Raw genomic sequence first — 25,209 nt, 5'->3', positions numbered from 1 at the left:
GATGAACGAGGCCATTCTCGAATTGCGCAAGGTCGCGCGCCACTATCGCGAAGGCGAGGCGCGACTGGACATCCTCGTCGACATTAATCTGTCGATCTATCCCGGCGAGACGGTCGCGCTGCTGGCGCCGTCGGGCGCCGGCAAATCGACGCTGCTCCATATCGCCGGGCTCCTGGAACGGCAGGACGGCGGCGAAGTCCTGATCAGCAACGCGCCGACGTCGCGCATGTCGGATGCCGAGCGCACGCGGCTGCGCCGCGCCACCATCGGCTTTATCTACCAGTTCCATCACCTGCTGCCGGAGTTCTCGGCGCTCGAGAATGTGGCGCTTCCGCAGATGATCAAAGGCTTGAACCGGGACGAAGCGCGCCTCAGGGCGCAAGAGCTGCTCGAATATCTTCGGCTTGGACCGCGCGCCTCGCATCGCCCCTCGGAGCTTTCCGGCGGCGAGCAGCAGCGCGTCGCCATCGCGCGCGCCGTCGCCAATGCGCCGCATCTTCTCCTCGCCGACGAGCCGACCGGCAATCTCGATCCGCGAACGGCGGAACATGTTTTCGGCACGCTGCTGACGCTCGCGCGCAGCACCGGCCTCGCGGCGCTGATCGCTACTCACAATCTCGAACTCGCGAAACAAATGGACCGCCGCGTGACGTTACGCGACGGTCGCATTGAACAGTTGAGCTGAAGCGGATTTAAGCTTCCGGTTTCTTTTTGCCCATAAATTGGGCCCGGTACCAAAGGCCGAAACCGACCAGCGCCAAGGCCCCGAAGAACACGGCGATGGTGATTTCCCTAGACTGCGTCAAACCGACGGAGAAGGGAAAGCGCGCGACATATTCCTTGGTCCCGTCATCGCTTTTCGCCTTCACGAGCCCGATGAACTTGCCTTCCTTCGGAAAGACATGCTCGAAGGTGAGCGTGCCGGTCTTATACTTCTTGGGCGGCGAGTAATACTCGGTGTTGGCCTCGAGATTTTCGTTGTCGTTGCTCTGGCCAACGTCGCGCACGACGCGCATCTCGAGATTCATGTCGCGCAACTCGTCCTGCTGCGCGTCAAGCGTAATGATGGTGGAGCCTGCGTCTGGAATGTCGTCGCAGAATTGCTCGCGCGACTTTTGCGGCTGATATCCGGTAAAGGTCATCGTATCGGGGCCGAGTTTCATCAAGCATTGGCCCTGGTCGATGCCGACGTCGCCATGCGCATGCGCTTGCGTGACCCAACCGGCCGCCGCCAACAGCACGGCGGCAAAAAATCGCATGATCATCTGGTCTTCTCCCTTCTGGACGGGCCGCCCTCATTCGGCGGTCTTATCGGCGCGCGGGTCCGGCCCCGGCGCGACCATGTCTCGCACGCTTGGTGCGCGAAAGCGAGCCAACGAGCGAGGGCCCGGAACCGTCAGCTTCGCTCTAGTCAGTATAGGACAGGAGCGCCTCGCTTGTCCCGCGACCAAGGGACACGGTAGGCAAAAAATATGCGCAGGCGCGTTTTAAAATAGTCATGCGCGGCCGGCATATTGTACAATCCTATCGGCTGACGATAAAATTTGCGGCCCGCGCCCGCGGGAGAAATAACTTAAATTTCATGTGGTTATTTGGTTTACATCATTCAATGACAGCATCGCCGCCAGGGTTGGCGAAGTTAAATTTTCATTTAACTTAATCCAACCTCCACAAAAAACGGCGGGAAACATGTTGAACGTTCCTTACCTGCGTCCCCAGACTGAACTTTCTGTCAACGGCGGCTGTCTTTCGACTACATGGTTGAAAGACCGTCAAGCTCTAGTACTGCGCAAGACTCGACCGGGTTTTGATGCGCCGACGATCAGGATAATTACTGAACTTTTAGCGGCGATCGAGCGAGGGGAGCTGAACGAAATTCGCTACCTCGTGTACGATTTCGCCCACGGCCTCCGCGAAGCGACAAGACCGGCGGAAGGCTTCGGCGAAATCGCCGCTCAAAATTCGGAGCTGATCGTCGATACGCCGGTGATCACGCTGGCTTGGGCGCGCGGCTTGATGAGCGGCTCCGATTTCGACTTCGCGATGCACTGCTCGGCGATCGTCGCGGAAAGGAACGCGCATTTCTCCTTTTCGGGAGACGCCGCGGACCTTCTGGGACTTTACGCGGCGGTCGGCCGAACACTGGGCTTTGTCAAGGCCGAGCGTCTCATCGAGAACAATGCGGCGCTCACCGCGGAAGAAGCGCGTGATCTGCTGATCGTTCGCGATGTCGTCGAGCCGCAGGCGGGGACCGCCGCAATCGAGCATTACCTCGCCCAATTCGGCCGGCGCTACAATGCGTCGCACGCGATTTTTCGCGCGCAGCGCATGGTGCAGCCTGTCGTCGATCGGCGGAGTCTGGCGGCGCTTGAGCGCCACTGAGGATTGCTCGCCGAACGCTCACGCCGCGCTGACGAGGCGCGGCGCGTCGCGCCAATGAGCAAGCAGCGGACGAAGCTCCTCGATTGGCCGGGGCCGCGTGTAGAGATAGCCCTGAATGAGAAAAATATTCTTGCTCGCCATGAAGGCCAGTTGAGCGTCGGTCTCGACGCCTTCGGCGACGAGGTCAATGGACAGATCGTGTGCGAGCGCAGAGATCGCTGAGACGATTGCCTGCGTTTTAGGCGACTCGATCGCTTGCCGAGCGAAGGCGCGATCAATCTTGACCTTCTTTACCGGAAAACGATTGAGATAGCCGAGGCTGCTGTATCCGGTGCCGAAGTCGTCGAGCGAGAGACGCACGCCCAGCGCTTCAATCTCCCGCAATTTGCTGTCGACGTCGTCGGATTCCATCAGCGTCGTTTCTGTGATTTCGAGCTCGAGGCGATCGGGCTCCAATCCCGATTGGCGGACCGTCTCCGCGACGACTTCCGCCAATTCCTTCTGCTGGAATTGTCTCGGCGAGATATTGACCGCGACGCGAATATTCGAGGGCCAGGATTTGGCGTCGTTGCACGCCTGCCGCAGCACCCAGGCGCCGAGCTCGATAATCATGCCTGTTTCTTCCGCGATGGGAATGAATTCGCCCGGACGGATCATGCCTTTGGTCGGGTGGCGCCAACGCAGCAGCGCCTCCAAGGTTACGATGGTCGCTGTGCGGGAATCGACGACCGGCTGGTAATAAACCACCAGTTCGTTGGCCAGGAACGCATGACGCAGCTCGGTGTCGATCGCGCGCTTTCTGGTGAGGGCCTCTTGCATTTCCTGCGAGTACCAGATCGCCTTGCCGCGCCCCTGAGCTTTCGATCGATAGAGCGCGAGATCGCTGCATTTGAGCAGGCCGCCTGACGTTTCCGAATCCTTCGGCGCCAGGGCCATGCCGATGCTCGCGCCAATGTTGATGACATGGTTTTCGACAACGAAGGTGCGCTGCATCTCGCTCAGTATTTTGACGGCGAGTTCATCGACGTCGGGAAGCTTTTCGCCGGCGCGCAGCAGCACGCAGAACTCGTCTCCGCCGAGTCTTGCAACCACATGCGGCTGCGGGACGCAGGCGGCAAGACGCGCGCCGACCGCGGAGAGCAGCTGGTCGCCAATCGAATGACCCAGCGTGTCATTGACCTCCTTGAACCGATCGAGATCGACGTTGAACAGTACGGACTGAAATCCCTGCTGCCCGAGCTGAAGCATTTCATCCTCAAGCGTCTCCTGGAACTGATAGCGATTTGGCAGATTCGTCAGATCGTCGAAATGGGCCATTCGCTCGATTTCGCGCAGCGCCCGCTTTTGAAGCGTCACGTCCTCGATGACGGTGATGAAGGATCCCGCTTCGGCGCGCTCGCAGTGAAATTCGAAAAAACGCTCGCCAAGCTTATGCGTGAAGATGTTCGCATGCGGCATGGCGATATGCCGCTTCCATCGCTCGATGAAGATGTCGATTTCCTCCGCCGACAGACCGGCGCTCTTGCCGATCGCATGCGCAAGCGCTTCGAGCTTGATCGGCGACGTCGCCGCGACGATGCCGAAGAAATCGAAGACGCGCCGATTCAGCACAGTGACGGTGAGATCGGCGTCCCCCATGCACAGGCCATGCGTCATCGAATTGAGCGCCTGACTGAATTTTTGGCGCTGGCGAGAGGCGTCCAGACCGTTGCGCAGCGCCGATTCCAGGTTCCCGTGCAAAAATTTCGTCGTCGAATGAATGGATATGATCAGCAGCAAGACGATGAGCGCCAGGCCGAGGTAGCGGCGCTCCTCATGCATCAGCGCGGCGATCGCCAGAGGAAGAGCAAGGCCGAGCGATTGTGCGAGAACGATCCAGGGACGGCCGGCGTTGCGGCCAGCAAGTCCGCTCAATCCGCTCATCATGATGACGATGCTGTAGATGCCGAGAAAATCGGTGGAGTGACTATAGAACAGGACGGCGACAGAAGCGCCGACCGCGGTCATGAAGCCGACGGCGCCAATCGCGTAGAGACGCTCCCATTTCCTGGACTCCCGCCGGCGAAGCGTGACCGGCGTGCGCGCATGAGCGAAGAAAACATACAGCCGAAAGGCGCCGAGGACGACGATCAGCGCGACGAAGTAGAGATAGATCGGATCGCCGAGCAGGAGCCATGCGAGGCCCGGCGCGATCAGGCCGCCGAGCAGCCCCGCGAAAAAAGAACCGGCCGTTCCGAAGAGCGTTTCGACGAGATCGCTATGGATCTGGACGTCGGAGCTTTCGCTGGCGTCGGTCTTTCCGCGGGAGCGCATGCGCTAGTCCGCCTCCGAAGATGGAGGATTTTTCGCGGCGTCGCGCTCGTCGACAGGCGGTCCATCGCCGACGAGGCGCGACTGCGCCGAGACGAGCCGCTCCATATAGCGCAAGTCATGCTTCGAAATGGCGAGTGAGCAATCCGTCCAAAGCTCGACGACTTGCAGCAATTCCTCCTTGCGGATTGGAAAACATTGCTTTCGATGCTTGACCAGCGCAAGACGGCGCAGGAATTTCGAACCGTCCGGGTCATGCATCCATTCCTGTGCGGTCTTGAGCGCCCCGCCCTTCGGCGCGACGAGGTCGATGATGTCGAGATCGAACAGCTCGCGGGCCGAATAGACGCGACCGGCAGATATGATCTGCTGCGTGCGCGCCGGCCCGACCCGCCGCGTCAGAAAGGTCACCGCGCCCATGCCGGGAAATGTATTGAAGGCGATCTCGGGCACGCCCAGACGCGACCCCTCCTCGGCGATGACAAAATCGGTGGCGAGCGCGCCTTCGAAACCGCCGCCCATACACTGCCCGCTCACGACGGATAGCGTCACAACAGGAAGGTCGAAGGCTGACGTCAGCGCGTACATGACCTCGATGCAAGCATGGGCGTAAGTTAACAGCGACTCCCGGTCATTTCGCTTGATGCACGACACGAATGTCGCAAGATCGCCGCCCAGGCTGAACACATTCGGCTTCTTCGACGCCATGACGACGTAGCGGATCGGCCAGTTCGCGCCCTCCTCTTTCACCAGGTATTTGAGCGCGTCGCGAAACTCGATCGCGTCCTGCAGCATCCGCAATGTGTAACAATGCGGAGAATCTGCACGATAATTCATCCACACCGATTGCGTCGGAGCGTCATATTCAATTTCGAGGTACTCAAAGCGCCAGTCGGGAAAATTTTGAGGCGGATGTCTGAGGGGCGAGACGCTCGTCATCGCGAAGGGTTTAAGGCCAAAACCTCCCTCCCCGGTCTCATTGGAACGCATAGGAGCCGCGACGCTCGGCGCGGCGGCGCCGCGCGAACAGCCCAACTCTTCATGTGAGCTCAAACTGGCATATAGCAATGATTTCAACTCTCGGTTGTTAATTTTTCCTCTTCAAGGTCAGATGAGAGTTTGAGGAAACGTCAAAAGCTGATCGAATTCAATGGCCTATTTAGCGAGATCCGCGTCTGCGTCAAGCCACCTCGAACCAAGTCGCCAGCCCGCCCGCTTCATGTTCCAAAATATCGTCATGAATCGCCCATTTTCCAGGCGATTCCGCGACGAAGGCGGCGTGTTTGCTCTTTCCGGGCGGAACGATCACGCCATTGCGCCAATAGGGCTCCCAGCCGTCGTCGAGATCATGCAGCAGGCGCATGCACTGGCCATGAATATGCATGGCGAGCGCAACGCCCGATCTGTTAACAAACCCGAGCGTAACCGCGCTTCCGCGGGCGACCTTAAAGAGCGCCGGGCCTTCATAGGCTTTCGTCGGCGCGCCGTTGATCGTCCAGATGGGGCCGACCCCGCTCCTGCGCGGCTCGATCACGAGATCGACCTTCCTGGCGCCTGCAAGCCTGATCTCGGGAGGAAGCGCGGGATTTTGCGGAAGCGACGCGATCGGCGCACGCTTTGGGGTCTTCTGGCCTTTGGCTTGCGCGACGAGAAGATCGCGATCCTCGCCGTTCGGCCCGCGCAGCGTCAGACTGGCCTTGGCGCCTTCCGTTTCCGGCATGTCGAACATCAACTCGAAGCGCGCGCCCGGCGCGACCGGCACGCTGCGCCTGATCGGCTCGAAGGCCTCGCATGGCTGGCTATCGATGGCGATGACGAAAGGTTGGGCCCCCGCCACGGATAGAACCATGATCCGCGCATTGCTCAAATTGGCGAGCCGCAGCCGCACCCTGGCGCCTGGCGCGAGACTTTGCGCCGCTGGCGCAGCCTTGCCATTGACGCAGAGAAGAGAGCCGATCCTTCCGGCGCCGCGCGCGGCCGCTGGATCGTCGAAGCCGCCGACCACCTGGCCGGCATCGTCGAGCAGCCAGTCGTCGAGGACGAGCAGCAGGTCCGCGTCGGCCTGGAGCGGCGTCGGCTCATCGACGACCAGCAGTCCCTTCAGGCCGCGGCCCATGAGCTCCGGGGTCGCGCCGTAGACGCTCGGCCGGTAGCAGAACAAGCCGGGATCGGCGAGCTTGCGGCGATAATCGAAGGAGGCGCCCGGGGCGACCGGCGCCTGCGTCAGCGGCGCGACGCCCTCCATCGCATTGTCGCCGCGCAGGCCATGCCAGTGAATCGTCGCCGGCCGGTCGAGCCTATTGAGAAAACGCACGGCGAGTTCGTCGCCCTGACTGTAGCGCTGAACCGGTCCGGGCGTCGTCCCGTCGAAACCGAGAATGCTGGTTTCGCGGGCGCCGGACAGCGGCGCCTTCCCCGGCCGCGCCTCGAGCGTGCGTAGACCCGCAGGCGCCTGCCCTTGCGCCGGCAAAGCGGTCAGGCTGGCGGCGACGCCGGAAAGCACTGCGCGGCGGGAGAAAGGCTTCGACATGGCGCGCTAGCTATGGCGCAGGCGAGCCGCCAGGGCAATGACCGGACGCCCAACGCTTCACGCGCGGCGAGGAGAGCGGCTGGATCACGCAGCATTTGGGCGGAATCGCCCAAATGCGGATGACGTGATCGATTCTAAAAGCTTAGAACGCGCCTTGCGCGAAAAACCGGGTTCCACTTTTTCGCAGCGCGCTCTAGAACCGCCAAAAGCGTAAGGAGACCCAAGGCATGACCGCGCCAAACGGCAGGTTGATCGCCGCCATTTTCGGCTTCTGCGGCGCCGCCGGTTTTCTGCCGCCCGCCGCATCGGGACAGGCGTCGCAAGCCTATTCCGACTATCGCCAGTCCCTGATCGCCAGCGGCTGGAGGCCGAACGTCGGCTATGGGTTGAAAACCGCCAGGGGCAAGGCCCTCTATAAGTTTCCGGAGGTCGTTTGCGGCCCGACGCTGTGCAACGCTAAATGGCGCGACCCGCAGGGTCACGAGAAGCTCATCACGCTGATCCGGGGGCTCAACGGCGCCGATCACCAAGTGGCGCCACGGTAGCCGGCGGCGCTGGCGTCTCGCCGCGTCCATGCTATAGAGCGACGCCCGGCGAGTCGCGCTCGCGCTTGGCGCGCGTCGACGCTGCGTCCAAGCGCGCGGGGATGCGCCCTTTTTAGGGTTCAGGATCGTTTGAGAGGAAGTCGAAGGCTCGGCTTCGCCTCAAGCGGTCCCGGTTCGTGGGCAGGGATTAAGGCGGCTTTCCCGCCGATCGCGGGCGTGGCGGAACTGGTAGACGCGCCGGATTTAGGTTCCGGTGACGAAAGTCGTGGGGGTTCGACTCCCTCCGCCCGCACCAGAGTCGCCTCCCGTGGCAGTCGCACACGCGTCGTCGCGCGCCGACGACGCGGCAGTTATTAGAAGGTATCGAGATGCAGGTAACCCAGACCTCCTCGCAGGGTTTGAAGCAGGAATACACGGTGGTTCTGCCGGCAGGCGAACTTGCCGCCAAGCTCGCCGCGCAGCTCGCCGAGCTTCAGGCCAAGAGTCAGATCAAGGGGTTCCGACCCGGAAAGGCACCGATCGGCCATCTCAAGAAGCTCTACGGAAAGAGCATCATGGGCGACGTCTTGCAGGAGGCGGTCAATGACGCCAATCGCAAGATCGTCGAGGAGAATGAGCTGCGCATCGCGTTCGAGCCGAAGATCGATTTTCCCGGCGGGCAGGAGGAAGTCGAGCGCGCGCTCGCGGCCGATGGCGATTTTTCCTACGTCGTCACTTTCGAAACGCTGCCCAAGTTCGAGGTCGGCGCGTTCGATGACATTTCCATTGAGCGTCCCGTGGCGGAAGTGGCGGATGAGGACGTCGACAAGGCGCTGCAGTCTCTCGCCGAGCGCGCCCAGGAGTTCGAGGACAGGCCGGAAGGCGCTAAGGCCGAGTCTGGCGACAAGGTGACGATCGATTTTACCGGCAAGCTCGACGGCGAAGCTTTCGAAGGCGGCACGGGCGGCGACGTCGATCTGGTGCTGGGCTCAGGAACCTTCATTCCCGGCTTCGAGACGCAGCTCGAGGGCGCCGCCGCTGGCGAGCAGCGTCTCGTCAAGGTCCGCTTCCCGGATGACTACGCCGCCAAAACGCTCGCGGGGAAGGACGCCGAATTCGATGTGACGGTCAAGGCTGTTGCGGCGCCAAAGACCCTGGGGCTCGACGAAGAACTCGCAAAGAAATACGGCTTTGAGTCGTTTGATGCGATGAAGACCGCCGTTCGCGGCAATCTCGAAGCCGACTTCGACAAGGCCTCGCGCGACAAGATGAAGCGCGCCCTCCTCGACGCGCTGGACAGCTGCTATTCCTTCGACTTGCCTGAGAGCTTGGTCGAGCAGGAATTCGCCAATATCTGGGGCCAGCACGAACAGGAAAGCGCGCGAGCGGGCCAGTCCGTCGCCGAAGAAGGCAAGTCCGAGGAAGAGACCAAGGCCGATTTCCGCAAAATCGCCGAACGGCGCGTGCGGCTGGGGCTGGTTCTGGCCGAAATCGGCAAAAGCGCCGGCGTGAAGGTTGAAGAAAAGGATCTGACCGACGCGCTCGTCGAGCGGGTGCGCATGTTCCCCGGCCAGGAGAAGGCTGTATGGGACTATTACCGCAACAATGAACAGGCGCTCGCCCAGCTCCGCGCCCCGATCTATGAGGAGCGGGTCGTCGATCATCTCGCCAAGCTGATCAAGATCGCCGACAAGACCGTTTCCCGCGAAGAGCTGTTCAAGGAAGACGAGGAATAGCTTCGGCCGCCGCTGTCGCAGGCGGCGGGTCGGGGGCAATCCGGCGCCCCAGGCGCATGCGCGCGGCGGGGCGCGGAACCACCGCGCCAAGACGCAATGTTGTCTTTGCGTCCGGCGCGGGCGCGGATATATGACGGTCCAAGAGAGGCGGAGGCCGCGTTAGCCTGCGCCGGACCATAGAGGCGATTCCCGATGCGCGATCCAATCGAAAACTACAGCCAATATCTAATTCCGCAGGTGATCGAAAACACGTCTCGCGGCGAGCGCGGCTTCGACATCTATTCGCGCCTGTTGCGCGAGCGCATCATCTTCGTCACCGGACCGATAGAAGATCACATGGCGTCGGTCATCATCGCGCAGCTGCTGTTTCTGGAGTCGGAAAATCCGAAGAAGGAAATCGCGCTCTACATCAATTCGCCGGGCGGCGTGGTCACGTCGGGCCTCGCTATCTATGACACGATGCAGTTCATCAAGCCGAGAGTGTCGACGCTCTGCGTCGGCCAGGCGGCGTCGATGGGCTCGCTTCTACTTGCCGCGGGCGCCGACGGTCTGCGCTATGCGCTGCCCAATGCGCGGGTCATGCTGCATCAGCCGTCCGGCGGCTTCCAGGGCCAGGCGTCGGACATTCAGCGCCACGCCGAAGACATTCTGAAAGTGAAGAAGCGGCTCAACGACATCTACGTCCGCCATACGGGCAAGGATTACGACACGATCGAGCGCACGCTCGACCGCGATCATTTCATGTCGGCGGAGGAGGCGAAGTCGTTTGGAATCGTCGACTCCGTTCAAGAGAAGCGGCCTGACGAAGAAAGCGACGCCAAGCGTTAAAATGCAGGAGGCGGGCGCCGCGCGCATTCGTGAGCAGCGGCGCCAAATGCTTGAGGGGATTGGGGCAACGGGGCGCGAATGTTTCGTAAAATTCTTATCGCCAATCGCGGCGAAATCGCTTGTCGCATCATTAAGACCGCGAAGCGCATGGGGCTTTCGACCGTCGCCGTCTATTCCGACGCCGACGCCGACGCGCTGCATGTCGAAATGGCTGACGAGGCGATCCATCTCGGTCCGCCGCCCGCCGCCCAATCCTATCTGCTGATCGATAAAATCGTCGCCGCCTGCAAGGAAACCGGCGCCGAAGCGGTGCATCCGGGTTACGGCTTTCTCTCCGAACGCGCCGCTTTCGCCACTGCGCTTGCGCAAGCCAATATCGTCTTCATCGGTCCCAATCCGCGGGCGATCGAGGCGATGGGGGACAAAATCGAGTCGAAGAAATTCGCCTCGGCCGCCAAGGTCAATGTCGTGCCGGGCTATCTCGGCGTCATCGAGAACGCCGAAGAGGCGGTCACAATCGCGCGGGACATCGGCTATCCGGTGATGCTGAAAGCGTCGGCCGGCGGCGGCGGCAAAGGCATGCGCGTCGCCTTTTCCGACGCCGAGGTGATTGAAGGCTTTACCCGCGCGCGCTCGGAGGCGGCGTCCTCTTTCGGCGACGATCGCGTCTTCGTCGAGAAATTCATCGTCAATCCGCGCCACATCGAAATTCAGGTGCTCGGCGACAAGCATGGCAATGTCATCTATCTGAACGAGCGCGAATGTTCGATTCAGCGGCGCAATCAGAAGGTGATCGAAGAAGCGCCGTCGCCCCTGCTCGATGAAAAGACTCGTCGCGAAATGGGCGCGCAGGCCGTCGCCCTCGCCAAGGCCGTGGACTATGATTCGGCGGGCACGGTGGAATTCGTCGCCGGCCAGGACAAGAGCTTCTACTTCCTTGAAATGAACACGCGCCTGCAGGTCGAGCATCCGGTGACCGAGCTCATCACCGGCATCGACCTCGTCGAACAGATGATCCGCGTGGCGGCGGGCGAGCCGCTGCAGCTCAAGCAGGAAAACGTCAAGATCAACGGCTGGGCGGTCGAGAGCCGGATCTACGCCGAAGATCCGACGCGCAACTTCCTTCCCTCCATCGGACGGCTAGTCAAATACCGCCCGCCGGAAGAAAAGCGCGAAGGCGGCGTCACGGTGCGCAACGACACAGGCGTCACCGAGGGACGCGAAATTTCGATCCACTACGATCCGATGATCGCGAAGCTCGTGACCCATGCGCCGGATCGTCTCCGAGCGATCGTGGCGCAGGCCGACGCGCTCGATCGCTTCGTGATCGACGGCATTCGCCACAACATTCCTTTTCTGTCGTCGCTGATGCAGAGTCCGCGCTGGCGCTCGGGCAATCTGTCGACGGGCTTCATCAGCGAAGAATATCCGGAAGGATTTTCGCCGCAGGCGCCTCAGGGAGATTTGGCGCACACGCTCGCCGCGATCGCGACGCTGATGGACCACATCGGCAATGAACGCAAACGCAAGATCTCCGGGCAGTTGCGCGGCGGCAGGCCGGTCGAATTCGAGCGCGAGCGCGTCTGCATGCTGGGCGACCAGAGATTCGACGTATGCATCGAAGCGCAAGGAGAAGCGCTGATCGTGCGGTTCGCCGAGGGCGATCAGCGCGCGCATCGCGTCTCAACTCAATGGCGTCCAGGCGAACTCGTTCTCGAAGGCGAAGTCGACGGCCGCACGGTCTATGTGCAGGCGCGAGCCATCCTCAACGGCTATGAGCTGTCGCACCAGGGAGTCGACGTGACGGCCCGCGTCTATACGCAGCGCGAGGCCGAACTCGTCGCCTTCATGCCCAAGAAAAAGGATGCCTGCGCCTCCAAGCATCTGCTCTGTCCGATGCCCGGCCTGGTGAAAACCATCGACGTGGCGGAAGGCCAGGACGTCAAGGCCGGCGAGCCCTTGTGCATGGTCGAAGCCATGAAGATGGAAAACGTGCTGCGCGCCGAACGCGACGTGACCGTGAAGAAGATTCTCGCCAAGCCCGGCGACAGTCTCGCGGTCGACGCCGTGATCATGGAGTTCGCCTGAAGGCGCTGCGGCGCGGGACGCAGCCTACAGGTTGAGAAACATGCTCACCGAAAGAATGTGATTGATCCGGCGATCATCAGGCTGCGATTGATGAGGGTATGGCGCGAACGCGTTCTCGGAACAGTCCGTGTAGGGCGTCCCAATCGAGCGCCAATTCGCCGCCATCGGCCCGGAGTTGCGCATCCCAGCTCGCGAGCAGATCGAGGCAGGCAAGATCGATATACTTCAGATCGTTGAGATGCACATGCACGCGCGCGCCGGGCGGCAATGTTTCGAACGCGCCCGCCAGTTGGGGCAGCCGGATGAAGGTGGCTGCGCCTTCCAGGTGGATCATGGTCACGCCGTTGATCGTCTCGCTGCGGATGTTGAGATGCGAGAAGGTGTAGAGCAGGCGCGCGACCGCGAGACCAACGCCAACCGCAATGCCGGTCAACACGTCGGTCGCGACCACCGTCGCCAACGTCGCCGCGTAAATGCCGGTTTCAATGCGGTCCTGACCCCACAGAAATCGCGCAAAGCTCAGATTGATGAGATTGAGCCCTGCATAAACGAGAACTGCGGCGAGGCTCGCGACCGGGATGATGCGCAGAACGTCCGGCGCGAGCGTGATAAACAGCAGAATCCACACGCCATGCAGGATCGTGGAGAGTCTCGTCCGCCCGCCCGCCGTTACGTTGGCGGAGCTGCGCACGATCACGCCTGACACTGGCAGAACGCCAAGAATTCCGCAAAGAAAATTGCCGACGCCTTGCGCGACGAGTTCTTTGTTGTAGCGCGTTCGCGGCGTGCGGCGCTGCATCGCATCGACCGCTGTCGCCGTCAACAGCGATTCCGCGCCGGATACGAAAGCCAGCGACAGGGCGGCGGCCCACAATGCGCCTTCGCCAATTCGTCCGAGAGTATGCGTCGTCGGCAAACTCACCGCAGCCAAGAGGTCGTCCGGCGCCGGGACATATTTGATATCTAGGGCAAAGAACGCCGCGACCCCGGTCGCCAATCCGACGCCGACAAGCGGCGCAGGAAAAAATGACAGCCACGTCGGCGCAAAGCGGCGCCACAACAGAATGGCGGCGATGGTGAGCAGTCCGATGAGCGCCGCGGGCTGGTGCGCCTCCATCGAGACTCCTTTCCAAATGGCGACTGGTAGCGACCAAAGATTGATGACGCCTCCGAATTCCTGGCCGGTGCCAGGCGGCGTGTCGTCGACCATGACGTGGAATTGCGAGGCGAAGATCAGAAGGCCGATGCCGGCAAGCATGCCTTGGATCAGGGCGGGCGAAACGGCCCGGAAAACCGGCCCGAAGCGCAAAGCGCCGGCCGCGATCTGAATGACCCCCGACAGCATGACGATGAGTCCGAAGACCTCGAAGCCGAGATCCTTGATGAATACGGCGGCCATAACGGCCGCGCCGTTCGCTGCGCCGCTCACTTGCAAGGGACAGCCCGAAAGCAGACCGACGACGATGCCGCCGATCACGCCGCTGATGAGGCCGACCGCGGCCGCATTCTCGAACGGATAGCCGGCGACAAGCGCGAGACCCATCGACAGGGGCAGTGCGACGAGCAGAACGACGACGGACGCGAAGACGTCGTCTTTAATCGTCGCGAGGCGCGATGGCGCCCTATCAAACTCTACCGACATTCCGCATCCTCTATAGTTTCGGTTGGTTCAGCCGAGAGCGAGACGTCAAACGTCGACGCTGACGCGCTCTCTTCTCTCCCACGCGATCAAATCCGTGGGCGTCGGCGCTAACCCGAACTGGCGCGTCGCCGGGTCGTAAACGAAGACCTCGCCCGTCTCGATCTTGTAGACCCAGCCATGCAGCCTCAGCTTGTCCTGCGCGATTGCGGAGGCGACGACCGGATGCGTGCGGAGGTTTTCGAGCTGAGCGAGCACGTTCTCCTGAATGGCGACGTTGAGCCGGTCGGCGCCGGTGCGATCGGCGTATTTGTCCTGCATGATGCGCCTTGTCGTTTCGGCGTGCGACAGCCATTCATTTAAGGCGGGAAACATGTTTGTCGGCGGAGGATCGAGCAAGCCTCGCATCGCGCCACAGTGCGAATGGCCGCATACGATGATGTCCTTGACGCCGAGGCCAGCGATCGCGAATTCGATGGTCGCCGCTTCGCCGCCGCGCACGGCGCCGTAGGCCGGCACGAGATTGCCTGCGTTGCGCAGAATGAACAGATCACCCGGCGCGGACTGGGTCAGCAGGCAGGGATCGATGCGTGAATCGGCGCAGGTGATAAACAGCGTCTCGGGCGCCTGACCTTTGGCGAGGCGTTCGAACAATTCTCGCTGGCTGCCGAATACCTGCGACTGGAACTGGTGTAGACCTTCAATCAACCGCTGCATTTCGAGCCTCTGTCGCTTGTGCGACGTCTCGCGATGGTTCGCGGAGCGGCGCCTCTGACGCGTGAAAAAATCGCAAGCCTTTCCGAAGCATTCGAATTCAATTCACGTCGCTTTTTTTACTCGACCGCTCGGATCCGCCGATGTCGCCCGCCGCTGGGCGCTGGCGTTCCGCATCGGCTTCGCTTCCCCGCGACTCGCTTAGAAAGTCGCACAGCAGGCAGTGTCCGGCGGCGCCGTCCATGAATTCGCGCCCGAGCGCTAGGCCAGGCGTTGCGAGGGCGCCAGCCAAGGCCAACGCCGTGAGCGCGGAGTTGAACGCCATCGCCAATCCTCCTGATCGCGACGCATCACGGCGCGCCGCAATGCCGATGTGTTCAAGATGGCGTAGGCGGTTGAGATTGAAAATAAGGATGAATCAATTAATTGTATCGGTAAAAGCGATGGATCTATGGAACGTCTCAACTATCAGCATCTTTTCTACTTCTGGAACGTCGCCCGCGAGGGAAGCGTCACCCGTGCGAGCCAAAAGCTCGGATTGGCGCAGCCGACGGTCAGCGGGCAGATCGCAGTGTTCGAATCTTCGATCGGCGCACAGCTTTTCCGAAAGGAAGGCCGCAAACTGGTGATGACCGAGACCGGACGCACCGTGTTCAATTACGCGGACGAGATATTTTCTCTTGGACGCGAACTCGGCAGCGCCCTGAAGAATCGCGCCGGCGCAGTCAGCGTGAGGCTAAGCGTCGGCGTATCTAACGCCTTACCCAAGCTTGTCGTCTATCGTCTGCTCGAACCTGCGCTCGCCGCGCATAACCAAATCATCTGTCAGGAAGACAAGACGGAGCGCCTGTTGGCCGAACTGCCGGTGCACGGAGTCGATCTCGTCCTCTCGGACTGGCCGGCGACCGGCGGGACGGATGCGCGCATATACAATCATCCGATTGGCGAATGCGGCGTGGCGGCATTTGCGGCGTCCGAATTGCAGCAGCGCTATCGCAAGAATTTTCCGCATTGTCTCGATGGCGCGCCGCTCTTGCTGCCGACATCAAACACCGCGTTGCGCCGTTCGCTCGATCAATGGCTGGACGCCAACAGTCTCTTTCCCAAGATTGTCGCCGAGGTCGAGGACAGCGCGCTACTGAAGACATTCGGGGCGGCGGGCGTCGGCGTCTTCATGGCGCCCACAGCCGTTCGCGCCCAGGTCGAAGAGCAATATGGCGTCAAGCACATCGCGACGCTGGACGGAGTCAGCGAGCGATTCTATGCGATCACGGCACAGAGAAAGATCAAGCACTCGGGGGTCGTGACAATCCTTGAAGGCGCTCGAAACTGGCTGGCCTAGTCGTGGAGCACGCGCGTCACGTTACGAACCCGCCGCGCGCAGTTGCGCGACCCGCACCGGCACCGGCGGGTGTGAAAAATAGAAGGTCGCGTAGAGCGGGTCTGGAGTCAGCGTCGCCAGATTGTCGCGCGTGAGCCGCGTCAGCGCCGAAATCATCGGCTCTTGCCCTACGAGATCGCGCGCAAAGGCGTCGGCCTCGAACTCGGCGCGGCGCGACCGCCAGGCGAGCAAGGGCGACAGGACATGCCAGATCGGCTCGCGCGCCAGCATCAGAGCGACAAGGACAATGCCCGGATCATTCGGCAGACCGAACCAGCCGGCGAAGACGTCGGAGCCGAACGCCAGCCACAGCACGGCGAAGGCGAGGAAAGCGACGGCGGCGGCCTGCATCAGCATCTGACGGACATGGCCGAATTTGAAATGGCCGAGTTCATGCGCGAGAATCGATTCGATTTCATCCGGCGAATGTTTCTCAAGCAGCGTGTCGAAAAACACGATTCGCTTAGCTTTGCCGAAGCCGCTGAAATAGGCGTTGCCATGCGTCGAGCGCGTCGACGCGTCCATCACATAGAGGCCTTTCGACTCGAAGCCGCATCTGGCGAGGAGCGCCTCCATCCGCCGTTTCATCGGGCCCTCTTCGAGCGGCGTGAATTTGTTGAACAGCGGCGCAATGACGGTCGGATAGATCACGGTCATCGCAACCGCGATGGCGATGAAGGCGACATAAGCGAAGAGCCACCATGTGTCGGGCGCGGCGCGCAGCAGCCAGAACATGCCGAAAAGCAAGGGCGTCGAAATGGCGAGCTCCAGAGCGCCGGTTTTCGCCTGATCGAGGAGAAAGGTTCGCGGCGTCAGACGATTGAATCCGAATCGCGCCTCGAGCCAGAAGGCGCGGACGGCGGCGAGCGGCATGTCGATCAAACTGGCGATCACGCCAAACCCGAGAACGAACAGAACGCTGCGGACGAGACCCGGTTCGACGAGAGCGGCGATCGCCGCATAGAGAGGCGCCAGCCCGACGGCCAGCCACAAAATAGAGATCGCCGCGTCGGAAATCGTCTCGACGACGGAAAACTCCGTTTTCGCGATCGTATATTCAGCGGCGCGACGATGCTCGTCTAGCGTCACGTCGCGCGCGAAATCCGGCGGCACCCGATCGCGATTCGCCGCGACCGTCGTCATCTGTCGCAGCCGCAGATAGACGCCCAAACCGGCCGAGGCGGCGATCGCCAGACAAATCGCTAAGCCCACTGCGCTCATTCCGCGCTCCCACAAAATCTTTGCGGCAATATAGGCACGCGCATCCCCGTTTGCGAGAGCGCGGCTTGATCGAGATCCTCCGCGTCGCCGAGATCATAGCGTGCGCTGGCCTATTCCGCCGGTCGTGGATATTTTGGCGACGACGCCTCCGACGCCTGAAGCGTGAGAACGCTGTCGTCGGAGGCGCGATCGGGAGTCGCCGTTGAGACTGGCCTTTTTCATCGCCGCCGTCGCCGCCGTTCAGGGCGCGGCGGGCGTTGCGCTCGCCGCCGCGGCGGCCCATCTCGACGCGAGTCCTTTTCTCGCGACGGCGAGCCAATTTCTGATGATCCACGCCGCCGCCGGCGTCGGCCTCGCCGCGCTCGCGCGCGGGACGCCGCGACGGGAAGCAAGCTGGCTCGCCGCGATCGCTCTGGCGCTTCAGGCAGGGGTGACGCTTTTTTCCGCAGACCTCGCGGCGCGCGTCTTTCTCACGGCGAAGCTGTTCCCTTTGGCCGCGCCCATCGGCGGCGGCCTGACGATTTTGAGCTGGTGCGCTCTGGCGGCATGGGCGACATTCGTCATGTTAGGCGCAAATTCGTCGGGAACACCCCGTGAAAGCTAGACAAGTGTGGCAAAGCGCCCCACCATTCACATATGTCGGTTTCAAGCTCCGACCTTTCATCCTCGGCCGCGCCGAGCGATGACGCCCAGCGCGCGAGCGATCCTTTGCTCGGGCGGCGGCTGCTCATTGTCGAAGACGATCCCTATATCGCGCTGGCGCTGGAAGAGACGCTCAGCGAATTCGGCTTGATTATTGCGGGGATGGCGCGCAGCGTCGAAGAGGCGGTTCGGCTGTCGAGCGGGGACGGCGTAGATCTCGCGCTGCTCGACGTGAATATTGGCCATGAAAGGATCGATCCCGTCGCCGACGCGCTCGCCGCCCGCGGCTGCCCTTTCATCTTCACCACCGGCTGCGGGCGCGCGGGATTGCCCGAGGCGCATCTTGAGCGCTCGATGGTGGAAAAGCCCTTCTACGTCGAAGAAATCCTGGCTGCGCTGCGCAGCGAGCTGTCGCGCGCCGACGATCGCTAGACGCTCGGATTTTCGCCACTTTATCGCCGCCCTTGACCGCGACAAGGGAACTTCCTGAGACAAGCTTTTGGAGCGCGGGGCGTGCAGCCGTCCGTCTCAACCAACAAGCCCTCCCCGGCCCTTAAGACATGGCGGCCATCTGTCGCCGCACGCCGTCGGCTCGCGACAGCCTTGGCGGGGGTCGCGGCGCTCGCCGCCACGATCGCGCCCTGGCTCTTTTCGCCGGCCGCTCTCATGGACGCTGTCGCCGATCAGCTCCAGGGCTCTTCAGGACTCTATGTCGCGGCGCGCGGCAAAACGAGCTTTTCGCTCTTTCCGCGCCCGAGCATCGCCGTCGATCGCGTCGCCTTCGCCGATCGCAATGGCGCGCTGGTCATCGAGACGAGCGAGCTTCACGGCGACGTCGACGTTCTGCCCTTATTGGCCGGAAGGCTGAAGGTCGCGGCGGTAAAGCTCGTCCGGCCGCATGCGCGCATCGATTTCGACAAGACGCCGGACGGCGCGCCTGGCGCCGCCGCGCGCGCCGCCGCCGCGAAGCCGGCGACCCTCGAAGCCGCCGCGGCCGATAATGTCCGATTCGGAACCGTATCGATCGTCGACGGCGACGCGCGGATCTCCTATCGCGGCCGGCTCTACGCGCTGGAGAGAATCGACGCGAAATTTGAATGGCGCCGCATCGGCGAGGCCGCGGCCCTAACCGGGGCGTTCGACTTGAACGGCGAACGGCTCGAAGCGCTTCTCTGGGTCGCGCGCCCCGGAGCGCTGCTGCGCGGCGAAGAATCCGTCGTCACCTCGCGGCTCGATGGCCGGACCATCCGATTCGAAGCGCAGGGCGTCGGTCAGCTCGGCGCCAACGCCCGCTTCGCGGGCCATGTCGCAGCCGCAGCCGCCTCGGCGCGACGGGCGCTAGCGCTATTCGGCGAGACCGCTCCCCTGCCCGGACCCTTCAGCGATACGCAATTTTCCGCGCAGGCGACGCTTTCGGCCGGAGAGGCGCACCTAAAGGGCGCAAGGCTCTTTGTCGACGGCAACGAGTTTCGAGGCGATTTCGACCTTCATAGGGAGGATGGCCGGCCAACGCTCGCGGTGGCCCTACAAAGCGAATTCCTCTCTCTGCGGCCATTTCTTTATGACGCTCCTCCGCTTGTCGATTCGGATGGACAGTGGAGCAGGCGACCCTTCGAACTCCCGGACTTGTCCGGCGCCGACCTCGATCTGCGGCTTGCCGTCGGCCATGCGCGACTCGGCCGGCTGAAAATCAGCGACGCCTCGATCTCAGCGACTTTGCGCGACGGCGCGGCGGAGTTCTCGATCGACCAGGCTCAAGCCTATCGCGGGGCGTTCAAATTCCGGGCGTCCGTCGCGCCGGGGCCCGAGGGGCTGGTTTTCCGCGCCAATGCGCAAACGACGACAGCGGTCGACGCAGGCCCGCTGCTTTGGGACGCTTACGGCAAACCATTGCTGGCCGGCGCGCTCAATGCGACTCTCGTGGTGGACGGGGCCGGCGACCGCATGTCGGCGCTCATGCAAAGCCTGAACGGGCGCGCCAGCGTGGCTCTTGTCGATGGCGAGATTTCCGGAGTCAATCTGGAGAAGGCGCTGCAGAGGCTGGAAAAACGTCCGCTGTCGAGCGCCGTCGACATCCGCTCCGGCCGTTCGATCGTCGACGCCGCGAGCGCCGCCATAAAATTCGAGAACGGCGTCGCGATAATTTCTGAAGGAAGCGTCCGAGGTCCAGGCTTCTCGGTCGCTTTCAGCGGATCGGCGCCGCTGCCCGAGCGCGCGCTCGCGATCAGCGCCATTGCGCGCGAAACCGATACCGCCGGCAAGATCAGCGATTCCGCTCCCAGCATCGATTTCGACGTAGCCGGCCGCTGGAACGACTTGGCGCTAAAGCTCGATACGCAAGCCTTCATCCGCCGCTCGGACGCCGCCGCGCCGCTGCTGCCGAGAGCGGCTGCGCCGCACCAGGCGCCGGCGGGGCGATGACGCAGGAAAGTCTCAGACGTCTTCGAAATGCGTTTCGTGCAGCAGCCGCGTGAGCTCGTCAGGAATGTCGAGATAGCGGAAGCGGCGAAGTTCAAAGCCGACCTCGACCACGCCCCAAGGCGGCGCATAGGTCCGCCAAGGCGAAACTTCCGCCAAGATCACGACATGTCCGCCGTCGATGCCGCGGGCGATGCGCGCGACCGTATAGACCGCCCCGCGGGCCAAACCCTCGCATTGTCCATAGGGGCCCGCAGTCGCGTCCAAGCAAATCACTTCGGCGCCGGGGGGCGTTTCAGGACTGATCATTGGCGACCTCGTTCTGCGGCGCGATGAATCGCGCGCTCCTTAACAATTATGGAGCGCGCGGCGGCGGACGAAAGTGCCCGACGCGCCGCATGGGGGTCACCAGAATTTCAGAAAGCCGAACAGGCCTCTCCTCAGCTTCCTGCGGTCAAGCGCGCTGAGCTCGTCATATACGCGGCGCGCGGCGCCTCGCATTTCCAATAGGTTTTCGTCTGAGACGTCGAAATCCAGAACCGCGGATTTCAACTCGCGCCGCGACCGATCGAGCCGCGCCTGCGCCTCCGCAATCAACGAATTCAGGTTCATTATTCTCTCCGATGGCGATGTCGCCCGAACTACAACGCAACTGCGAAGACAACTGTCTTGGATCGACCCCGCGCCAGCCGCGCGGCTCGCTTCTTCTGCGCTATCGTTAGGCATGCGCGCCAGCGACGCCGCCAACGACCAGTTCAGAATGCGCGAGGCCTCGGAGGGAATCGAACCCCCGTACAAGGATTTGCAGTCCTCTGCGTAGCCACTCCGCCACGAGGCCGTCGCGCGGCGTGCGCCGCGTGGGCTCGCTCATACAGGAGGGCGCCAAGCCGAGCAAGCGCCCCTCGCCGAAACCGAGCGGACCGGATAGGCTCTAGATGCTATGGCTGATTTCCCGTTCGTTCTTCTGCTCGCTGCGCTGCCGGCGCTGGGCAATTTCGCTGGCGGCGTCATCGCTGAATTCGTCGACGCCTCCGCGCGCATGCTGAGTCGCGCGCTGCATATCGCCGCAGGGGTGGTGACCGCCGTCGTCGCCGTCGAATTGATGCCGCAGGCCCTCGCCGGCGGCGCGCCGGCCTGGGCGATCGCGCTCGCGCTCCTGGTCGGCGGCGGCTTTTATATGCTTCTGGAATGGGTGGTCGACCGACTAGCCGGAGCGGATGGCGCGACAGCCGGCGCCACCATGGTCTATGCGGCGGCGGGCGTCGATCTCTTCGGCGACGGCCTCATGATCGGCGTCGGGTCGGCGGTATCCTTGAGCCTCGCCCTGGTCCTGGCCGCGGGACAGGTCCTCGCCGATATTCCCGAAGGCTTCGCCGCCATCGCCAATTTGAAGAGCAAGGGGGTGGGGCGATTCTGGCGCGTCATGCTCTCCGCGTCCTTCTTCGCCTTCTGCCTGCTGGGCGCGACGATCGGCTACTGGCTGCTGCGCGGCCAGAGCGAGGCGCTGAGACTCGCGGCGCTGGCGTTTACCGGCGGCGTTCTGCAAATCGCCGCTGTCGAGGACCTGATGACAGAGGCCCATGAGGCGGCGGAAGACACGCGCTGGTCTTCGATGCTTTTCATCGGCGGCTTTGCGCTTTTCACGGTGCTCGCCAGTTATTTCGACCATTGAGCGGCGCAGCGACGCTTCGACGCTTCGACGCTTCGACGCCTGGGGCTGGCCAATTTGACAGGCGGCGCCCATTTTGACCATCTTCCGCCGCTCGCGCCGAGCCGGCGCACCCTTGGAATTATCACGAAATGAATGTCGTTATCGTCGAATCGGCGGCCAAAGCGCAGACGATCAACAAGTATTTAGGAAATAATTTCAATGTGTTGGCGTGTTATGGCCATGTGCGCGACCTCCCCGCCAAGGACGGCTCGGTCGACCCCGACCAGGATTTTTCCATGGTCTGGGAGATGGACGCCAAGGGCGCAAAGCGGGTCTCGGCCATCGCCGATGCAGTCAAGGGCGCCGAGAAGGTCATCCTCGCGACCGACCCGGATCGCGAGGGCGAAGCCATCTCATGGCATTTGCTCGACATTTTGAACAAGAAGCGCGCGCTGAAGGACAAGAAGATCGAGCGCGTGGTCTTCAACGCCGTCACCAAGGATGCGATCAAGGAGGCGATGGCGCATCCGCGCCAGATCGACCAGGCGCTGGTCGACGCCTATCTCGCGCGCCGCGCCCTCGACTATCTCGTCGGCTTCACCCTGTCGCCGGTGCTCTGGCGCAAGCTCCCCGGCGCGCGTTCCGCCGGCCGCGTACAGTCGGTGGCGCTGCGCCTCGTCTGCGACCGCGAATTGGAAATCGAGAAATTCGTCCCGCGCGAATATTGGTCGCTTGTCGCCCATCTGAAGACCAAGGCCGGCGAGCCCTTCACGGCGCGACTGGTCGGCGCCGACGGCAAGAAAATCCAGCGGCTGGACATTGGCGCCGGCCAAGAGGCCGAGGACTTCAAAAAAGCGCTGGACGCCGCGTCCTTCGTCGTTCGCTCGGTCGAAGCGAAGCCCGTCAAGCGCCACCCCTATGCGCCATTCACGACCTCGACCCTTCAGCAGGAGGCGTCGCGCAAGCTCGGTCTCGCGCCGGCGATCACCATGCGCATCGCCCAGCGGCTTTATGAGGGCGTCGACATCGGCGGCGAGACCGCGGGCCTCATCACCTATATGCGAACCGACGGCGTCGACATGGCCCCCGAGGCGGTCGCCAGCGTGCGCGAGGTGATCGGAAAGGAATATGGTGACCGCTTCGTTCCCGGCGCGCCGCGCAAATATACGACGAAGGCCAAGAACGCCCAGGAAGCGCATGAGGCGATCCGGCCGACCGATCCCGCGCGTCTTCCAAAGCATGTCGCCAAATATCTCGAGCCCGAACAGGCGAAGCTCTATGAGCTGATCTGGACCCGCACCATCGCCAGCCAGATGGAATCGGCCGAACTCGAACGCACCACTGTCGAGATCGACGCCACAGCGGGAACTCGCACGCTGGAGCTGCGCGCCACCGGCCAGGTCGTTCGTTTTCCCGGCTTCCTCGAACTTTATCAGGAAGGGCGCGACGACGCGGAGGACGAGGACGGCGGCCGACTGCCGGCGATGGCGCAAGGCGAACCCTGCACGCGCGAGAAAATCGACGCGACCCAGCACTTCACCGAGCCGCCGCCGCGCTTCACCGAGGCGACGCTGGTCAAGCGCATGGAGGAATTAGGCATCGGGCGCCCCTCGACCTATGCCTCGACTCTCGCCGTGCTGCGCGACCGCGACTATGTGCGGCTCGACAAGAAGCGTCTCGTGCCGGAGGACAAAGGGCGTCTTGTCGTCGCCTTCCTCGAAAGCTTCTTCACACGCTATGTCGAATTCGATTTCACCGCCGATCTCGAAGAAAAGCTCGATCTCATTTCGAATAATGAGATCGACTGGAAAGAAGTGCTGCGCGACTTCTGGAAAGATTTCTCGACCGCCGTCGACGGCACCAAGGATTTACGCGTCAGCGAAGTGCTCGACAGCCTCAATGAGCTATTGGGTCCGCATGTCTTCCCGCAGAAGGAGGACGGAAGCGATCCCCGCCTCTGCCCCGCCTGCAACAGCGGCCAGCTGTCGCTGAAAATCGGCAAATTCGGCGCCTTCGTGGGCTGCTCGAACTATCCCGAATGCCGCTATACGCGCACGCTCTCGCCGCCGACCGGCGACGCCGCCGAGGCCGCGCGGCCGGGCGTGAAGGTTCTCGGCGTCAACCCGGAAACCGGCGCGGAAGTGACGCTGCGCGACGGGCGCTTCGGCGCCTATGTGCAGGAGGGCGAACAGGAGGAAGGCGGCGAGAAGCCCAAACGCGGCTCGCTGCCCAAAAACATCAAGCCCGACGAATTGACCCTCGCCCAGGCGCTCGCACTGCTCTCGCTGCCCCGCGAAGTGGCGAAACATCCGACAAGCGGCGAGCCGATCGTCGCCGGCATCGGGCGCTTCGGCCCCTATGTCCAGCACGGGAAAACCTACGCCAATATCGGCCGCGACGATGACGTGCTCGCGATCGGCGCCAACCGCGCCATCGACCTCATCGTTCAGAAAGAGTCGGGAACCGGCGGCTCGCGCTTCTCGCGCGGTCCGGCGGAGCCGGCGCGGGCGCTCGGCGATCACCCGGAAGGCGGATCGGTGAGCGTCAAGTCCGGCCGCTTCGGCCCCTATGTGAATTGGGGCAAGGTCAATGCGACGATTCCGAAGGACAGCGACCCCGCGGCGCTGACGCTCGAAGCGGCGCTGGCGCTGCTCGCGGCGAAAGCCGCGGGAGGCGGCGGCGCGGCGGGCGGCCGCCTGCTCGGCGACCATCCCGACGGCGGCAAGGTCACGGTGCGCGCCGGGCGCTTCGGCCCCTACGTCAATTGGGGCAAGATCAACGCGACGCTCGCCAAGGGCGCGTCGCCGGACGAGGTGACTCTCGAAGAGGCGCTGCGCCTGATCGAAGCCAAGGGCGGCGCGCCGAAGAAGAGCGGCGCGAAAAAGACGCCGGCAAAGAAGGCGCCGGCAAAGAAAGCGGCGGCAAAGAAAGCGGCGCCGAAAGCCAGGAAGACGATCGAAGAGAGCGACGAGACGCCGTTCGAGGATTCACGGCCGGTGAGACAAGCGATCAAGGCGCCGGCGAAGAAGACCGCGCCGAAGAAGGCGGCGGCGAAATAGGCAGCGGCGAAATAGCGATTTCGGCGCCGGCATTCTATATGTGTCACAACGAGTCCGGTCGAACTGCCGGATGTCATTCCCGATGC

Annotated in this window: 22 protein-coding genes and 2 tRNA genes; 13 read left to right on the top strand and 11 right to left on the bottom strand. The window is 62.8% G+C overall.

What is annotated here, in order from left to right; all coding sequences use genetic code 11:
- The first annotated feature begins 1 nt into the window (after nucleotide 1).
- Complete coding sequence (locus tag AB7I51_RS03575; RefSeq protein ID WP_428403040.1) at nucleotides 2–685, top strand: ABC transporter ATP-binding protein; 684 nt, start codon at nucleotides 2–4, stop codon at nucleotides 683–685.
- A gap of 7 nt (nucleotides 686–692) precedes the next feature.
- Here AB7I51_RS03575 and AB7I51_RS03570 read toward each other — a convergent pair whose 3' ends face one another.
- The gene (locus tag AB7I51_RS03570) at nucleotides 693–1,265 is read right to left on the bottom strand and encodes a hypothetical protein (RefSeq protein WP_428403041.1); all 573 of its coding nucleotides are present in this window, start codon (nucleotides 1,263–1,265) and stop codon (nucleotides 693–695) included.
- A gap of 424 nt (nucleotides 1,266–1,689) precedes the next feature.
- Between AB7I51_RS03570 and AB7I51_RS03565 the strand changes: the two genes are divergently transcribed.
- Nucleotides 1,690–2,382, top strand: coding sequence for an enoyl-CoA hydratase-related protein (locus tag AB7I51_RS03565; RefSeq protein WP_428403042.1), 693 nt, complete (start codon nucleotides 1,690–1,692; stop codon nucleotides 2,380–2,382).
- A gap of 18 nt (nucleotides 2,383–2,400) precedes the next feature.
- Here AB7I51_RS03565 and AB7I51_RS03560 read toward each other — a convergent pair whose 3' ends face one another.
- From AB7I51_RS03560 to AB7I51_RS03550, 3 genes are all read right to left on the bottom strand, one after another.
- Nucleotides 2,401–4,695, bottom strand: coding sequence for a putative bifunctional diguanylate cyclase/phosphodiesterase (locus tag AB7I51_RS03560; RefSeq protein ID WP_428403043.1), 2,295 nt, complete (start codon nucleotides 4,693–4,695; stop codon nucleotides 2,401–2,403).
- 3 nt (nucleotides 4,696–4,698) lie between these two features.
- Nucleotides 4,699–5,631, bottom strand: a complete 933-nt coding sequence (locus AB7I51_RS03555) for a crotonase/enoyl-CoA hydratase family protein (RefSeq protein ID WP_428406120.1) — start codon at nucleotides 5,629–5,631, stop codon at nucleotides 4,699–4,701.
- A 241-nt stretch (nucleotides 5,632–5,872) separates the two neighbouring features.
- On the bottom strand, nucleotides 5,873–7,222 hold the full coding sequence (locus tag AB7I51_RS03550) for a multicopper oxidase family protein (RefSeq protein ID WP_428403045.1): 1,350 nt from the start codon (nucleotides 7,220–7,222) through the stop codon (nucleotides 5,873–5,875).
- A 227-nt stretch (nucleotides 7,223–7,449) separates the two neighbouring features.
- Here AB7I51_RS03550 and AB7I51_RS03545 point away from each other — a divergent pair, with 227 nt between their 5' ends.
- From AB7I51_RS03545 to AB7I51_RS03525, 5 genes are all read left to right on the top strand, one after another.
- Nucleotides 7,450–7,767 (top strand): hypothetical protein, encoded by a 318-nt coding sequence (locus AB7I51_RS03545; protein ID WP_428403046.1) that lies wholly within the window; start codon nucleotides 7,450–7,452, stop codon nucleotides 7,765–7,767.
- Between the two features lie 210 nt (nucleotides 7,768–7,977).
- Nucleotides 7,978–8,062 (top strand) — tRNA-Leu (locus AB7I51_RS03540).
- 73 nt (nucleotides 8,063–8,135) lie between these two features.
- Nucleotides 8,136–9,482: a trigger factor gene (gene tig, locus AB7I51_RS03535; RefSeq protein WP_428403047.1), complete on the top strand. Its 1,347-nt coding sequence runs from the start codon at nucleotides 8,136–8,138 to the stop codon at nucleotides 9,480–9,482.
- Between the two features lie 192 nt (nucleotides 9,483–9,674).
- Nucleotides 9,675–10,310, top strand: a complete 636-nt coding sequence (locus AB7I51_RS03530) for an ATP-dependent Clp protease proteolytic subunit (protein WP_428403048.1) — start codon at nucleotides 9,675–9,677, stop codon at nucleotides 10,308–10,310.
- Nucleotides 10,311–10,388: 78 nt separating this feature from the next.
- The gene (locus AB7I51_RS03525; protein WP_428403049.1) at nucleotides 10,389–12,398 is read left to right on the top strand and encodes an acetyl-CoA carboxylase biotin carboxylase subunit; all 2,010 of its coding nucleotides are present in this window, start codon (nucleotides 10,389–10,391) and stop codon (nucleotides 12,396–12,398) included.
- A 76-nt stretch (nucleotides 12,399–12,474) separates the two neighbouring features.
- Here the strand turns inward: AB7I51_RS03525 and AB7I51_RS03520 are convergent, their stop codons facing one another.
- The 3 genes from AB7I51_RS03520 to AB7I51_RS03510 form a co-directional block, all read right to left on the bottom strand.
- Nucleotides 12,475–14,040 carry a SulP family inorganic anion transporter gene (locus AB7I51_RS03520; RefSeq protein ID WP_428403050.1) on the bottom strand — a complete coding sequence of 522 codons (1,566 nt, stop codon included), beginning with the start codon at nucleotides 14,038–14,040 and terminating at the stop codon, nucleotides 12,475–12,477.
- Nucleotides 14,041–14,085: 45 nt separating this feature from the next.
- Nucleotides 14,086–14,754, bottom strand: a complete 669-nt coding sequence (locus tag AB7I51_RS03515; protein ID WP_428403051.1) for a carbonic anhydrase — start codon at nucleotides 14,752–14,754, stop codon at nucleotides 14,086–14,088.
- Nucleotides 14,755–14,851: 97 nt separating this feature from the next.
- The gene (locus tag AB7I51_RS03510; protein ID WP_428403052.1) at nucleotides 14,852–15,076 is read right to left on the bottom strand and encodes a hypothetical protein; all 225 of its coding nucleotides are present in this window, start codon (nucleotides 15,074–15,076) and stop codon (nucleotides 14,852–14,854) included.
- A gap of 126 nt (nucleotides 15,077–15,202) precedes the next feature.
- On the opposite strand from AB7I51_RS03510, the gene nhaR reads away from it, so the two are divergent.
- Nucleotides 15,203–16,093, top strand: coding sequence for a transcriptional activator NhaR (gene nhaR, locus AB7I51_RS03505; protein ID WP_428403053.1), 891 nt, complete (start codon nucleotides 15,203–15,205; stop codon nucleotides 16,091–16,093).
- 21 nt (nucleotides 16,094–16,114) lie between these two features.
- Here the strand turns inward: nhaR and AB7I51_RS03500 are convergent, their stop codons facing one another.
- Nucleotides 16,115–17,353: a M48 family metallopeptidase gene (locus tag AB7I51_RS03500; RefSeq protein WP_428403054.1), complete on the bottom strand. Its 1,239-nt coding sequence runs from the start codon at nucleotides 17,351–17,353 to the stop codon at nucleotides 16,115–16,117.
- Between the two features lie 202 nt (nucleotides 17,354–17,555).
- Here AB7I51_RS03500 and AB7I51_RS03495 point away from each other — a divergent pair, with 202 nt between their 5' ends.
- From AB7I51_RS03495 to AB7I51_RS03485, 3 genes are all read left to right on the top strand, one after another.
- Nucleotides 17,556–17,957: a DUF423 domain-containing protein gene (locus tag AB7I51_RS03495; protein ID WP_428403055.1), complete on the top strand. Its 402-nt coding sequence runs from the start codon at nucleotides 17,556–17,558 to the stop codon at nucleotides 17,955–17,957.
- A 32-nt stretch (nucleotides 17,958–17,989) separates the two neighbouring features.
- Nucleotides 17,990–18,427, top strand: coding sequence for a response regulator (locus AB7I51_RS03490; protein WP_428403056.1), 438 nt, complete (start codon nucleotides 17,990–17,992; stop codon nucleotides 18,425–18,427).
- Between the two features lie 171 nt (nucleotides 18,428–18,598).
- Nucleotides 18,599–20,416 (top strand): AsmA family protein, encoded by a 1,818-nt coding sequence (locus tag AB7I51_RS03485; protein WP_428403057.1) that lies wholly within the window; start codon nucleotides 18,599–18,601, stop codon nucleotides 20,414–20,416.
- A gap of 12 nt (nucleotides 20,417–20,428) precedes the next feature.
- Here the strand turns inward: AB7I51_RS03485 and AB7I51_RS03480 are convergent, their stop codons facing one another.
- From AB7I51_RS03480 to AB7I51_RS03470, 3 genes are all read right to left on the bottom strand, one after another.
- Nucleotides 20,429–20,722 (bottom strand): hypothetical protein, encoded by a 294-nt coding sequence (locus AB7I51_RS03480; protein ID WP_428403058.1) that lies wholly within the window; start codon nucleotides 20,720–20,722, stop codon nucleotides 20,429–20,431.
- A gap of 96 nt (nucleotides 20,723–20,818) precedes the next feature.
- Nucleotides 20,819–21,025: a hypothetical protein gene (locus tag AB7I51_RS03475; RefSeq protein WP_428403059.1), complete on the bottom strand. Its 207-nt coding sequence runs from the start codon at nucleotides 21,023–21,025 to the stop codon at nucleotides 20,819–20,821.
- A gap of 155 nt (nucleotides 21,026–21,180) precedes the next feature.
- A tRNA-Cys gene (locus AB7I51_RS03470) sits at nucleotides 21,181–21,251 on the bottom strand.
- 102 nt (nucleotides 21,252–21,353) lie between these two features.
- Here AB7I51_RS03470 and AB7I51_RS03465 point away from each other — a divergent pair.
- Together AB7I51_RS03465 and topA are read left to right on the top strand one after the other, a co-directional pair.
- Nucleotides 21,354–22,085 carry a ZIP family metal transporter gene (locus tag AB7I51_RS03465; protein ID WP_428403060.1) on the top strand — a complete coding sequence of 244 codons (732 nt, stop codon included), beginning with the start codon at nucleotides 21,354–21,356 and terminating at the stop codon, nucleotides 22,083–22,085.
- 128 nt (nucleotides 22,086–22,213) lie between these two features.
- Entirely contained in the window at nucleotides 22,214–25,123 is a 2,910-nt protein-coding gene (gene topA, locus AB7I51_RS03460) for a type I DNA topoisomerase (protein ID WP_428403061.1), read from the top strand.
- The last annotated feature ends 86 nt before the right edge of the window (nucleotides 25,124–25,209 follow it).

Source organism: Methylocystis sp. (genome assembly GCF_050246715.1).
GTDB lineage: Bacteria > Pseudomonadota > Alphaproteobacteria > Rhizobiales > Beijerinckiaceae > Methylocystis.
This window is presented reverse-complemented; position numbering and strand designations above follow the sequence as displayed.